Raw genomic sequence first — 13,822 nt, forward strand, 5'->3', positions numbered from 1 at the left:
TACATGCGGATTATTGCACTCCGACTATTTCTGTGATTTCCACTAAGCAGTATTGCTTCCACATAAATAATGAAGGAGATAGACTGAAGCTCGACCTGATCAAATCCCAAAAGTGTAATTCCATAGCACAACCTCTGCCTTTTTTCAACATAGTCAATACATTCTATGGACTTTTACTTAATTTGAAAATCAGTTTTCAAACCCCAATAAACCTTTTAACCTATGATAAAGTATTTTGCATGGTTCAGTGTACTGGGATTCTTGTTCATATCCTGTGAAAAGAAAACCGCTGAACTGACGGACGAGGAATATGCAAAACTTTCCGAGGAGCAAAAAAGATCGCCCAAACATGCTGTTGACGGGATAGAAGTAGCAGATGACCGCCTCGAACTCACCCTCTTTGCTTCTGAACCCATGATGTCAAATCCCACCAATATGGACATTGACGACAGAGGTAGAGTATGGATAGCGGAAGCTTATAATTACAGAACAGCCCTCAATCCCCGCAATCCTACCCGGGCTGAAGGTGACAGGATCCTGATCATGGAAGATACCGATGGAGATGGTGTGGCGGATGAGTCTAAGGTTTTCTATCAGGGAAATGACATCAATGCTGCCCTGGGCATTGCGGTTTTTGGAGACAAAGTATATGTATCGGTAAGTCCATACGTATACGTCTTCACAGACGCAGACGGAGATGATGTACCGGAAAAGAAAGAAATACTATTTGAGGGAATACAGGGAGTACAGCATGACCATGGAATGCATGCTTTTACTTTTGGCCCCGACGGCAAGCTCTATTTCAACTACGGCAATGAGGGTAAAGGAATCCATCATGCCGATGGATCACCTATACTTGACCCACTAGGTCGACCAGTAAATAGTCAAACACAGCCTTATAGAGAAGGGATGATTTTCCGAATGAACCCGGACGGATCGGATACTGAAGTGTTGGCATGGAACTTCCGAAACAATTTCGAAGTAGCCACAGACAGCTATGGTAGAATGTGGCAATCAGACAATGACGATGATGGCAACCGAAGTACGCGCATCAATTATGTTATGGACTTTGGCAACTATGGCTTCAAAGATGAAATGACCGGGCAGGATTGGAGAGCGCGTAGAATCAATATGGAGGATTCTGTTTTCCAGCAACATTGGCATTTGAATGACCCTGGAGTTGTTCCAAATTTACTACAAACCTACGCCGGCTCTCCTACGGGTATTTTGATCTATGAGGGAGACCTTTTACCGGAAGAATATCAGGGACAAATGATCCATTCAGACGCAGGACCTAATATTGTAAGAGCCTATCCTACCAGTCCCAACGGGGCAGGATTCGATGCTGAAATCATCAATATTTTGGATGGAAATTCCCGTGACAATTGGTTCCGCCCTTCTGATGTGACCGTGGCTCCTGATGGTTCCTTATTTGTGTCAGACTGGTACGATCCCGGTGTAGGTGGACATGCGATGGGAGATCTGGATAAAGGGAGAATTTACAGAGTTGCACCGAAAGAAACAGGCTATCAGGTAGCTAAGCCGGATTACACCTCCATTTCCTCTTTGATTAAATTGCTACAAAACCCAAACCGAGCGACGCATTTCAAAGCCTTTATGGCTTTGGTAGATAAAGGTGCTGAAGCAAAGGATGCACTGGAAGAGCTTTATACCGAAGGTGAAAGCAGAATGAGAGCTAGGGCTTTCTGGGTACTGACCAAACTTCCCAATGGAAATGATTACGTCAAAACCGCTGCATCTGATTCAGATGAGAATATCCGCGTAGCAGCCCTCCGAGCCTATAGAATCAATAAAATGGACGATTCAGAATTTCTGATGAATATGGCTTCCGACGAATCTGCGGCCGTTAGAAGAGAGGTGGCATTTGCACTCAGATATCACTCCAATCATGAAGTCTGGCTGAAACTGGCCGCTGCTTACGAGCCGGGAGACCGCTGGTATTTGGAAGCTTTGGGCATTGCTGCCGAAGGCTTTTGGGATGAATACTTGCCGAAATACCTGGAAACTGTAGGCAGCGGATGGATGGAAAGTCAAGCCGCAAAGGATATAGTCTGGAGATCCCGAGCCAGCAATACGGCTGAGTTGCTGGGCAAAATCATACTTTCTCAACCAGGAAGAAATAATGAACCCTTTTATCGAGCGCTGGATTTTCAGTCATCGGATGCCAAAAACAAAACTTTAAAAGCACTCCTAGCAAATGCCCCCGAGGAAGACCAACTGATCATTTTGAGACAAATCAACTTTGATCCGAATAATCCGGATAATCAGATTTTAAGCCTCGCCAGAAAAACCGCCAGTAGCATTCCGGATGACAGGGATTTTTTAGATATCGTAAGCAAGTACCGCATCAGCGAGCAAAAAGACAGACTTGAGATGTTGGTTTACCAAAATGAAAGCAACCAGCATTCACAGATGGCGGCAAATATATTTGCTTCCCTGTATGGAATGCCTGTGATTGAGGCTTACTTCAATGCTGCAGATCAGGAGCAAGCTATACTTGCTATCCAAAAATTCGGCACCATAGACAATGAACAGATGGCCGAAGCCCTATCTAAAATTTACCTAGACCAAACCAAGTCCACTGAAATACGAACTGCCGCTGCTGAGGCTGCCAAGGGCTACAATTCGGAGCCTTTCCTTTGGGAACTTGCCAAAGCCAATAAAATCCCGGCAGACGTACTTCCTATCGCACAAAAAATCCTGCTCTCTTCCTGGAATGGAAATATCCGCGCTGAGGCAAATGATTTCTTTGGCGACTCTGCCAAGCAAGCGTATGACTTAACGAAAATGCTCGCAGCCAGTGGATCGGTTGAAAATGGAAAAACACTAGCGGACACCTATTGCCTGGCTTGTCACCAAATCGCTGATCAGGGCATAGACTTTGGCCCTGGATTAACTGAAATCGGCAATAAACTCTCTAAGGAAGGTTTGATCAATGCCATCATCAATCCCTCTGAAGGGATGGGATTTGGCTATGAGACCCAGCTGGTAAAACTCAAAGACGGCACTGAGTTTACCTGCATTGTCAATTCCAAAACAGAGAATGATCTGGTGGTAAAACTAGTGGGAAGTAGCGAGCAGAAAATCTACAAGTTGGCTGATGTGGAAAGCGTTACCCAACAGGACGAATCACTCATGCCAAAATTCCCACTTTCGGAATCTGAGGTGGTGGATTTGGTCAGTTATTTGGAGACATTGAGGAAATAAAATTTCTAGTATCGAAAAATTAATCCCAGCTTATGAAAATAGGCTGGGATTTTGTTTAGTTGAAAACGTATCATGAGTATACGCTTTTATACCAGTAAGGAGTCAAAAGCTTTAAAGCTTTGCTCAACACTAGCATTAAGGCTACTTCGGTCTATGGAGCAGCTGAGCAAAGAATTATGAGCACTGGCATCATTACGTATTTTTATGAAACTTGGTAACTTACTTTCAATCTCAATCCAGCTTTCCATGAAAACCTGCTTTAGTACTAGTTTTTTATATTTAATCACCTGCTTTATTTTCATTGCTGAAGGGCAGCAAAAAGGAAATTCTTATCAATCAGAGGCTCTTCAAATCGAGCAAATCAGTCCCAATACATTTCTGCATATTAGCTATCTAAATACAGATGATTTCGGAAAAGTAGCCTGCAATGGCATGATCGTTATCAATCAGGGCGAGGCACTGGTTTTTGACACACCTGCAAATAATGAGGCTAGTATAGAATTAATAAACTGGCTGGAGCAAGATCAAAATGTAAAGGTAAAGGGTGTCGTAGCTACACACTTTCACTGGGATTGTGTGGGTGGATTAAATGAGTTTCATGCCAAGGGAATACCTTCTTTCGCTTCTGATGAAACAATAGCACTAGCGAAATCAGCAGGATATCCAACTCCTGAAAACGGATTCAAAAAGAAAATAATCCTCAAAGCAGGTCAATTAAAAGTCATCAATCAATTCTTTGGTGAAGGGCATACCAAGGACAACTTCGTGGCCTATGCGCCCTCTGATAAAGTCATTTTCGGAGGCTGTATGATCAAGGCACTAGATGCCGGAAGTGGTAACCTAGAAGACGCCAATGTAGGGGAATGGCCTACTACGGTTCAAAAGGTTAAATCCGCATTTTCAGACGCTGAAATTGTAATCCCGGGTCATGGGGAAATTGGAGGTACAGATTTGTTGGATTATACCATAGCGATGTTTCAATAAAGGTATCTGATTACCCACAAGTCTGTCATTGATACAATGATGATTATGTATAAATGCTTAAAATCCGGAAAATCATTCTAATTAATGCAACTTAATTGCATTTGTGTTGGTTGCTTAACTATTAATAAACCTTCAAACTATGGAAAGCAATCAATACGAAGTAATCATCATCGGCGGAAGTTATGCAGGACTAGCAGCAGCCATGGCATTGGGCAGATCTTTGCGGAAAGTCCTGGTCATTGACGCCGGCAAACCCTGTAATCGGCAAACCCCACATTCACACAATTTTTTGACCCAAGATGGCAAAACACCTTTAGAGATTTCATCCCTAGCAAAACAGCAAGTGGAAGCTTATGAAACAGTGTCTTTTCTTTCCGACTATGTGCTTTCTGCAAAGAAGTCAGAGCAGGGATTCCAAATTAAATCCCAGGAAGGAGACACATTTGAAAGTCTAAAATTAATCTTTGCCACGGGCATCCGGGATATACTTCCAGACATTCCTGGACTCCAAGAGTGCTGGGGGATTTCGGTAATCCATTGCCCCTATTGCCACGGCTATGAAGTCAGAAACGAAAAAACCGGGATTTTGGCCAATGGGGATTTCGCTTTTGAATTTGGAAAAATGATCACCAACTGGACCAAAGAGCTGACGCTATACACCAATGGAAAATCCACTTTAACACCTGAACAAACAGAGAAACTGATATCCAAAAACGTTCCTATTTCTGAGAAGAAAATCAGTCAAATCATCCATCAGGATGGAAAGATCAAAACCCTGGTTTTTCAGGACGGATCCCGGGAAAATATAACTGCACTCTACGCAAAACCGGATTTTGAGCAAAGTACTCCCATCCTTTCTGAATTGGGATGTGCACTAAAGGAAAATGGATACCTGGAGGTGGATCAGCTACAGCGAACCAGCGTTCCCGGAGTTTTTGCCTGCGGCGACAATATCAACATGTTCCGATCGGTAGCCTTTGCCGTTTCTTCAGGAAGTATGGCAGGAGCCGCCTGCAACAAAGATTTGATCGACGAAAGCTTTTGAGTTGTTAGTTAAGTCCCTTTCCAAGCAGAACATCAAGACCCACTTCCCTTAAACTGATCCTCCTTATAGGCAAAAAGCACATTAAAGGTAGTCAGGGAACCGTAGCATCTGGTGATGTACTGCTGGAGATGCACGCGATCCTCATCATCCAGTTTCGGGTGGTTGTTGATATTTTGCTCCAAAACCCGCAGCTTTTCCCGCACCATCACAATCTTGTGAAAGAAAGTTGCCATAGGAATTTCCTTGGATTGCAGGCTTTCGTCATTGGGCTCGAAAACCACGTTGCCACCCATCCATTTTCCACCGAGTGGTACGATGGGTGCTCGCTCAGATGTCTGAATCAAGGCTTCACGGATGGCTTTTTCCACGTCCTTCATCGTCAGCATCGGAAAATCAGGAACCTTTGCTTCCTCTACAGTAAAACCCTCGTAATCTCTTGCGAGGGTTTTTACTTCCTCCGTGTTATAAAAATAGATTTTGTAATAAGTGTCGTCCACAGAAAGGATCATCCCTGTGCCGAATTTTGGGTGGGAAAGTTTGCTTCCCGGTGCTAATTCACTTGCTGCTGCCATATTTTCAAAAAAGATTTAGGAGACCAAAATAGGCAATTTTGCGAAAACCTAAACTGTCGATAGTCCGGGAATACCCAAAGTTTCAAATAAAAAGAAAAGGCTGCAATCCCTTACAACCTTCCTTCATTTCAAGCTTTGAAAAAGCAAATCAAACTTCCGTTAGTACCATATTCGATTTTCTCTGAGCAGCTGGTTCTTTTTTCGCTTTATTCCTTCTCCCCCACCATATCAAAAATCCTGTTACCGGAAGTGAGGCGATAATCGCGCTTAGGAAAAAAGCCAAAATCTTACCCGGCAATCCTGCTATGGCTCCCACGTGCACATCGTAATTCATTCGCATGATTTTCTGGGCGATTGTCGCCTCTTCGAATCGGTTGTAAAAATGCTCTACTGGAAGTTCTTCCAGCGTATTCTGATCAAAATATCTATAATCAGATTTCCAATAAGTCGATGCATCCGGATTGGCATTAGCAGCAAGAGCAGATCCCTCAAATTCAGGCGGATGAACTTCTATATATTCAGCATCGGGATATTCCGCATTCATTTTCATCCACACCGCATCCAAGGCGGGAATTTCCCCTTGATAGGTTTGGGTAGAATCGGATAAAGGGTTGTAATACTCTACAAATTGGTCTCCACCGGAAGCCACAAAGTAAAGTCCGTCTCTAAACCAAATAAAACCCCAAACCAAACCGGTAATCGCGAAAACCAAGGCAAAAGTCATCACATAAAAGCCCAGCACCTGATGCAAATCGTAATTCTTCCTTCTCCATCTTGCTGACCACTTGATCTTCAGACTTTGCTTGAGGTTCTTCTTTTTCTTTGGCCACCAAAGGATCAGACCAGAGATGACCATAAAAAGGAAAATCAGGGTGAAACTCGCTACTACAGGCTGACCAATTTCAGGCGGTAGCCAAAGGTAAAAGTGCCCATCCAAAACGATTCGGAAAAAGTCTGCGTACTCGTCCTTGAGCTTCAGCACCTCTCCAGAATAGGGATTGATGTAGGCGATCTGGTAATGATCATTTCCCTCTCCATAACTGAAAAATATTGCCTGAACGGATTTTTCTTTGGTAGGATACAACACCGCATGCAAATGACCTTCGGGATAGGCCGCTTCTGCAATTTTTGAGATTTCGCTGGGAGGCAAAACAGCTTTGTCCTGTGGCTCCACATGCAAAAAGGAATAGGTCAAATCCTTGATCTCTGCCTGAAAAGCGTAGATGCAACCGGTCACTGCCACTATAAACACCACAAGCCCGGATGAAAGTCCGAGCCAGAGGTGTAGTTTATTTATGGTCTTTTTAAAATTCATCAAAATCTATAATTAAGGCTGATGGATGCATTACGCAAGTTCTGCGGAGTCACGGTTGACCATCCAGAATAGTATTTCTGATCTGTCAAATTGTTCACTTTCAAAGCCAGGAAATATCTGGAACCTGTATAGGAAAGCGAAGCATTGTAAACCTGGTAAGCAGGAAGCGCAAAGCTCCCGATATTTGCTCTATTCATAGTGAGGTATTCGCTGGCAGCATTCCCCCCAAATCCTACTCCGAAGCCTTTCAGTGCTCCAGCAGAGAAGGAATAGCTCGCCCAGAAGTTGAACAGATTCTCTGGACCAGCTTCCTCAGGACGAAGTCCCAAATAGCCACTTTCCGCATAATCCTTAGTCACTTCAGCGTCATTTGTACTGAATCCAGCTACCAAGTTCAAACCTACCACCGGAGTGGCGATCACGCTGAACTCAAAACCCTTGCTGACTACTTCCCCACCCTGTATGGAGTTGTTGATATTAGTCGGGTCAGTCATCACACGATTGGAAACGGTGATGTTGTAATAGCTGGCGGTGGCTGAAATTTTATCTTTGTAAAGATTGGTTTTCACCCCGAATTCCAATTGATTGGCTTTCTCAGGATCAAAAGTTCTTAGCCTGTTATTGGTCCCGTCCGCATCGCTTACATTTACTGGGGCAATATTCACGAAGCCATTCATATAGTTACCAAAAATGGAAACCTTGTCCTTCACTGGCTGATAAACTATTCCAAATTTTGGAGATACAGCTGTCTGGGTATTTTCTTCAGCATCGGTTCCCCAAGCTTCATTCTTGAAATTGTCAATTCGCACACTTGCCATGGCGGAAAGCTGAGGAAGCAACTCAATCACGTCAGATACATAGGCACTCATGATGCGGGTATTTCCGGTGGAATTCCCTTCGAAAGACCCCTTCAACAAATCATCCACGCCAGCTTGAGTCAATACACCCGTATCCGCTCCATCAGACAGCGTCACTACGCCATTTCCTACCCATCCTGTGCTGCTATTGATCAAGTCAGCGTCGTAATAATCCAAACCAACGATCATCTTATTTCTCATGGAACCCAAGTTGAAATCACCGATAAAGTTCTGCTGAATATCTGTAGTGACGGTTTGCGCATTTCGGTCAGAGATAAATCTGGTAAATGAATCTCCATCACTTGCATCAAATAGGTAATGATAATATCCGTCAGTTTTGGTGGAGCTTCTGGAAACTACCGTCTGGGAAGTCCAATTGTTAGAAAGCTTGTAAAAAGCCTGCGCCTGAAGTGCGTAGGAGGAGTTATTGATGCTGAGCTCATTTCCTGTGAAGGATTTCTCATAGTTCCGCTCAAAAGGATCGATGGAGTCAAAAGTCAGCGGATTATTTCTGTTGAGGAAAATCATCGGAGCATTCACAGAATTGGAATTCAAAAATTCGGTATTGATCAGGAAAGTCAGTCTTTCGCTCGCTTCGAATTTGAAGGAAGGAGCAATGAAAAATGAGTTTCTTCCCCCGGCATCCTGGAAAGTATTATTGGACTGATAGGCTGTATTCACACGCATGGAAGCGTTTTCGTTCAGCGGCACATTGACATCGCCAGTGATTCTGTTCAGGCCATAGCTTCCTGTGATAAAACCAACTTCACCTTTGAAAGTATCAGTTGGGCGCTTGGTCGTGATATTGATCAGTCCTCCGTAAGAAATCACCGCGCTACCAAAAAGTGTCCCGGATGGGCCTTTGATCACATCCACAGTTTCCACATTTGCCGGATCCAGACCACCGTTGTTCAAGCTTGGCATTCCGTTCACCATAGTTGGCTGCACTGCAAAGCCACGCATGGAATAGTATTCCGCTCCATCGCCTCCACGTCCTGTAGATTCCCAAAGTCTGGTGATACCTGTGGCGTTCTTCAAGGCATCATTCATGTTGGTTACTACTTGATCTTTTAGTAGTTTTTGGGAAATTGAATTGTAAACCTGAGGATTCTGCAGATCTGTAAGTGGCAGCTTCCCGACTGTAAAGTTGCTGTCTGCATAGAATCTATTGGAAGAAAGATCAGTGACTATCACTTCTGCCAAGTCTGTGGAGCTTTCCGATAAAATGAAATTAAGGGAAAGGGCTTCTCCTGCGTTGAGCTGAATGTTTTTCTCCTGTGTTTCAATTCCAACAAAAGAAGCAAACACGGTATAAGTACCTGGCGCAATGTTCTTGATTTCAAAAAAACCATTTCTATCGGTCGCCTGCCCTTTTGCAAGGCCTTTGATCCCGACATTTACAAATTCCATCGGCTGATCATCCGAAGTAGTTACAAATCCTTTGATGCTGGCAGACTGGCCGAAAGCGCCAAAAACACAAAGGAAAAATAGGCTGGTGAGGAGTAGAAATCTACGATTCATGTTGGTTTGATTTTCAAATATAGCGCAAACCTATTACTTAGATCAATTCTAAACAAGCATTATTTAGAATTAATCTAATAAAAATGTTGATTGAATATCTATACCCTTTCCCACACGACTATCATCAAAACCTTGGACAGATTTGATCCTTTACTTTTTGCATCTCTGGCAACCCGATTTACAGGAGATTTGGGTATTTTAGCTAAACAACTTCTTTGCTGATGAAACGCATTCCCTACTTAAGCATCCAAGCCATCTCGATTTTTTTGGGCTTCACCTTCTGGGGCTCCGGCATGGCAAAGCTCTTCTACGAGCATCAGTTTTTTGGATGGATAGGGCCAGTTTGGTTGATCGAAGAACTCGAACCTTACGGACTTGGACTTTATGGAAAATTCATTGCGCTCAGTCAGATCACCATTGGCTACATGCTGGTCACCACACGCTATAAGCTTCTTGGCAGCATCATGATGCTTCCGCTAATTGGCAATATCCTGATGGTGACCATCTCATTGCAATGGAAAGGAACTCCATTTGTGCTTGGCTTCCTGCTTTTACTTGATTTGATCCTACTTTGGCAATACCGGGATTTTTTCAGGCCACTAATCGATGAGGGTAAAAGTAGATTTGATATAAAACCCAGAAAAATCAGGACTAGAAATGGGCATTTGGTATGGCTTGCTGGACTTGCATTGCAGTTTTTCGCCATACAGGTTTCTTATTGGAATTGGCCAGCAGCCTGCGGAGTGGTTTTGATGGGATTGTTACTTTCCGGTCTAAGCTTCAAGGTGAATAGAATGCATTCGATTTTAGATCAAAAATAAATTCTTTGCCTGTTAAATTTATTCTAAAAAACTTTGAAACCCACCAATTTACTTTTTCTACTCATAAAAACGTAAGTAGTTAATAAATAGCTATTTAATTACATCAAACAGGTATTTCAATTAGCTATTCCAGCATAAAACCGATACCTTATAGCTTTCTTTTTAGTGAATACTTTTAACCATTTATTTCATGTCTTATTTAAATTCTCCCCGCTTGACTTTTTCGGGACTGTTTCAGGCAGACCCATCCACAGTCAACAATGATCCTACCCATTTCAACAATGAAACCTTCAAGCCGAGTTTTCAAAAAATGCAAGAAGGCAAAAATGCCAACGGCTGGTGGAACCCAGAAGGAACTGGCAACTGGCGATTTCTGAATTGTGAGGTAAAAAGTGTAACCTATCGTGATGGTACATCCACCACCAATGAAGCCGATGATCCTGTTTTGAGCATGTCCATCATGGATTCAGGCACAAAAGTGGCAGGTAAAATCGTCGATCTGGATACTCAGCAACAAATGGTCTCCGCACTGTGGGGATTAGTCGTACGTCTGGTTTCTGGCGAAAAAGAAATCCTAAAGGCGGATTATGAGGTGGCTTCATTCACCAATATCTGGATGAGTAGAGCTCCGGCTCTCAGTGGTGACACCACAGCAGCAGCCATCTATCAATCTGTCCTAAAAAACATTCATTGGGATATTGACAATTCAGATTCACGCTTTCTCAAAGAACTTTATCTACTAGGAAGGTATCAACTTTCTATCCAGTTTACTGTGGATCTCTATGACATGGATCATACTTCTCCACAGTTTACCATTGGCAGAATTACGGGATCAATAGCACCTCAATATAGTGAACCCAGCTTTTTCACCATTGGAAGGCCACTTTTCCCGCAAACCAGCAAGGTAAATTACGCAAATGCCATCGTAGATCTGGAACAAAGTGCAATTGTATTGGACCTTGCTAATTCTTTTCCTGTAAACCCCGATGGGAACTTATTGAACAATTCCAATTTATCCCTGGCGGTACTTGACAGTTCTGACAACAATAAGACAATTGAAATCGGCGTAATTGATTTCCAAGATCCAGGCTGGTATTCTGTGAAATCAGGAATTATGAGTTTCCCTTTAGCCGATAAACTGGAGCTTGTAGAGAACAACCCCTTGATCATCTTAGATCAAAATAATAACGTGCTCTTGGAGGAGAGTGTAGAATATGTATGCGCAGATAAGTTTGTGTTTTACCTCAACCCAGGCGAATCCTGTGAAGTAGAGTTCTATGCCACTTCGCTAGGAAAACCGCTAGGCAACAGAACCATAGAACTGCAACTCAATGCTAGCCAGTTTGGCCCCACTCCTCCTCAGGTTGGATGGCCTGAATCAGCGCTGTCTTTCCCTGAAAGAGTAACGCTGGATGACGCTGGAAAAGCAAAAGTGACCATCACTGCTAGCGATCCTGGCAATCCACGTGGATATATTGATGGTCAGGTTTATGGTATCGCTTATAATCTCTCCACAGATCTTTTTTCAAACTGCAATCCCTCAAATTTCATCAGTATCCTGGTATTTGACAAAGTACCCGAAGATAAGATAGCCAACCCTACCTGGGATGACATTCAGCCTATAATGCAACAGTATGCCAACCTTTACCCTCTGATGTCGAAGGGAATATTTAATCTGGCTGATAAAGAAGTTGTAGATGCCAATGCCGAGATTTTAAAGTTCGTCTTTAGCAAGGATAAAACTGATCCCAATTACATGCCAGCTACCAGAGATCTTTCACGCGATAAGTCTGCTATGATTCTAAACTACCTGAACTCAGTCTTGAATCAAGCTGCCCCAAACGACTCAGTCACTTTTAAAAAATTATAACCCCCAAATCATGATTTTTCTTAAGCAATTTTCCATCAATACCATAGAAGAACTACGTGCTGCTATACAGACAGCTATTGAGCTAGAACACTCTACTATTCCTCCATATCTAACCGCAAATTTCACTCTGAGCAACACTGGCAACGATGCTATTTCAAATGTGATCAGCTCGGTAGTCGGTGAGGAAATGCTTCATTTATCTATTGCCTGCAACCTGCTCAACGCGATAGGAGGAAGTCCAATTCTAAATCAACCGGAATTCATCCCTAAGTATCCTGGTCCACTTCCCGGAGGTGTAGATACAGGTCTAATTGTTCCTTTGGAAAAATTCTCCGTTGAGTTGGTCAGCAATGTCTTCATGTCCATAGAAGAACCTGAAAAACCTATTCATATCAATGCATTGAGCGGAGCAGAAGGCTCAATGACCATTGGGCAGTTTTATCATAAAATAAGTGAGAAACTCATCTTTTTTGAAAAAGAAGCCGAGAAATCAGGTCAAACCATCTTTACTGGTGCCCCAGACAAACAACTTATTTACCCGAAGTTTTTCCCTGAAAAGCTACTATATCCGATCAAAGGATTGGATGATGCGCTGAACTCCATAACCATCATAGTGGATCAAGGCGAAGGCACAGGCACAGATCCTTTTGTAAATCCAGACGACTCCGCTGTTGAAGAGCCAGCGCATTACTATCGGTTTCAGGAAATAGTCAAAGGAAAATCCCTGGTCCGTGATAGCTCAGGAGGATACTCCTACTCTGGATCTCCAGTGGCATTTGATCCTACGTCTGTTCCAAATATGAAAGCCAATCCCAAAATGGCTGATTTCCCTGTCAATTCCCTCGCCTATCAATACAGCAAATTGTTCAACTTTACTTACACCAGTTTATTGAACTGTTTGCATTTAGCCTTCAATGGTCAACCTGAAAAAATGGATGATGCAATGGGCCTGATGTTTTCGCTCAGACTTTATGCAGGCAAATTACTAGCATCCCCATATCCAAATTGCCCAGGGTATGTAGCCGGCCCCAGCTTTGAGTTCGTAGCCAATGAGGAAGTTCCTAAAGAAGGAAATCCTTTTATGGAAAAGGCGTTTTTCAAAGCAAACTCCCTAGTGACAAAGATTTCGGTAAGCAACATGGAAAAATCCAAGGATTTCTATGTAAACCTTCTGGGATTCACTGAAGATGAAAGGTACAGAATCAATGCTGGAGGGAATTTCGGCAACGAATCCTATGTGCAACTAAATCTATCAAAAGGAGGTCAAAATATAGTGACACTTGGGCTTTATAAGGACATTAGCCAGCCTTTTGACCCGGCTCCTCAAAATGGCACAGTACCAAGTTTTATCGTGGAGGATATTGAGACTGCCCTTAAGATTTTCCAGAAGGAAAAAATCAAAATTGATTCACAGGATGGTCAAATTATAGTATCCAATACTTCAGATCAAGGATATGTAGATCGCTTTTTTTTCTTCAGAGATCCTGACAATAACTCCTTTGTCATCCGGGAAAACATGACTTATACCAACTAGTCCATCTTAAACCTACAGATTTAAGAGACACCTCAATACTTGCTTATTGAAGGTGTCTTTTGTCTGAGAGGGATA

Annotated in this window: 9 protein-coding genes; 6 read left to right on the top strand and 3 right to left on the bottom strand. The window is 42.9% G+C overall.

From position 1 onward, the window contains the following. Nucleotides 1-222: 222 nt before the first annotated feature. The 3 genes from PBT90_RS13520 to PBT90_RS13530 all read left to right on the top strand — a co-directional run bounded on the left by PBT90_RS13520 (nucleotide 223) and on the right by PBT90_RS13530 (nucleotide 5,257). Nucleotides 223-3,228, top strand: a complete 3,006-nt coding sequence (locus tag PBT90_RS13520) for a PVC-type heme-binding CxxCH protein (RefSeq protein ID WP_270129725.1) — start codon at nucleotides 223-225, stop codon at nucleotides 3,226-3,228. Nucleotides 3,229-3,474: 246 nt separating this feature from the next. Next, nucleotides 3,475-4,212 (top strand): subclass B1 metallo-beta-lactamase, encoded by a 738-nt coding sequence (bla, locus tag PBT90_RS13525; RefSeq protein ID WP_270129726.1) that lies wholly within the window; start codon nucleotides 3,475-3,477, stop codon nucleotides 4,210-4,212. A gap of 139 nt (nucleotides 4,213-4,351) precedes the next feature. Continuing rightward, entirely contained in the window at nucleotides 4,352-5,257 is a 906-nt protein-coding gene (locus PBT90_RS13530; protein WP_270129727.1) for an NAD(P)/FAD-dependent oxidoreductase, read from the top strand. A gap of 32 nt (nucleotides 5,258-5,289) precedes the next feature. Here PBT90_RS13530 and PBT90_RS13535 read toward each other — a convergent pair whose 3' ends face one another. From PBT90_RS13535 to PBT90_RS13545, 3 genes are all read right to left on the bottom strand, one after another. Then, a complete protein-coding gene (locus tag PBT90_RS13535; protein ID WP_091692085.1) occupies nucleotides 5,290-5,829 on the bottom strand; it encodes a hypothetical protein in 540 nt (179 codons plus the stop codon). 148 nt (nucleotides 5,830-5,977) lie between these two features. Continuing rightward, the gene (locus PBT90_RS13540; protein ID WP_270129728.1) at nucleotides 5,978-7,144 is read right to left on the bottom strand and encodes a PepSY-associated TM helix domain-containing protein; all 1,167 of its coding nucleotides are present in this window, start codon (nucleotides 7,142-7,144) and stop codon (nucleotides 5,978-5,980) included. Further along, nucleotides 7,144-9,522, bottom strand: a complete 2,379-nt coding sequence (locus PBT90_RS13545; protein WP_270129729.1) for a TonB-dependent receptor — start codon at nucleotides 9,520-9,522, stop codon at nucleotides 7,144-7,146. The genes PBT90_RS13540 and PBT90_RS13545 overlap by 1 nt, the downstream gene beginning before the upstream one ends. A 221-nt stretch (nucleotides 9,523-9,743) precedes the next feature. Here PBT90_RS13545 and PBT90_RS13550 point away from each other — a divergent pair, with 221 nt between their 5' ends. From PBT90_RS13550 to PBT90_RS13560, 3 genes are all read left to right on the top strand, one after another. Next, nucleotides 9,744-10,343 carry a hypothetical protein gene (locus PBT90_RS13550; RefSeq protein WP_264811127.1) on the top strand — a complete coding sequence of 200 codons (600 nt, stop codon included), beginning with the start codon at nucleotides 9,744-9,746 and terminating at the stop codon, nucleotides 10,341-10,343. Nucleotides 10,344-10,533: 190 nt separating this feature from the next. Next, complete coding sequence (locus tag PBT90_RS13555; RefSeq protein ID WP_270129730.1) at nucleotides 10,534-12,213, top strand: hypothetical protein; 1,680 nt, start codon at nucleotides 10,534-10,536, stop codon at nucleotides 12,211-12,213. A 10-nt stretch (nucleotides 12,214-12,223) separates the two neighbouring features. After that, the gene (locus tag PBT90_RS13560; protein WP_264811129.1) at nucleotides 12,224-13,747 is read left to right on the top strand and encodes a ferritin-like domain-containing protein; all 1,524 of its coding nucleotides are present in this window, start codon (nucleotides 12,224-12,226) and stop codon (nucleotides 13,745-13,747) included. The last annotated feature ends 75 nt before the right edge of the window (nucleotides 13,748-13,822 follow it).

Source organism: Algoriphagus sp. TR-M9 (genome assembly GCF_027594545.1).
Lineage (GTDB): Bacteria > Bacteroidota > Bacteroidia > Cytophagales > Cyclobacteriaceae > Algoriphagus > Algoriphagus halophytocola.